Source organism: Arthrobacter sp. C152 (assembly GCF_054890965.1).
Genome location: NZ_JBTZSU010000103.1, coordinates 1 through 586 on the forward strand (window position 1 = coordinate 1; position 586 = coordinate 586).

Consider the following 586-nt stretch of genomic DNA (forward strand, 5'->3'; position numbering starts at 1 on the left):
TGGCTTTGGGGCCGCGGGCGGCGGGGTCGTTCCTGGCAACGTCCCACGCCGTGGTCAAGGAGTTGCCGCGGACCTTGTCGGGCCTGCAGGCGGGGGTGATCTCCTGGGCCCACGCCATCGTGATGGCCGATGAAGCAGCGAGCCTGGACCCAGCCGGCGCCGCGGCGTTGGAGGCGCATTTCCTGGACCCGGACGCACCGGACCCAGCCAAGGGCTGCCCGGTGGGGGAGATGCCGGCGCACCGGTTCAGGGTCAAGGCCCGGACCTGGCGGGAGCGCCACCATGCCGAGAGCATCGAAAAACGCCATATGAAGTCCGTGGCGGACCGGCGGGTGGAGTTCCGGCCGGACCAGGACGGCATGGCCTGGCTGTCGGCGCGCCTGCCCGCGGACCAGGCCCTGGCCGGGTGGAACCGGCTCACCGCGATGGCCCGGGCCATGCAGGGCCCGGACGAGGTCCGCAGCATGCCCCAGCTCCGGGCCGACATCTTCGCCGCGGCGATCCTCGACGGCGGCAACAATTCCTCCAGCGAGGCCGGATCCGGTGCCGGTGCCCGCCTGCCGTCCACCCCGATCCGCCCCCAGGT

1 pseudogene is annotated in these 586 nt (G+C 72.9%); it reads left to right on the plus strand.

Going from position 1 to position 586, the window contains the following annotated elements:
- Positions 1-586: pseudogene (locus ACYSM9_RS21900) on the plus strand (HNH endonuclease signature motif containing protein); the annotation flags it as partial.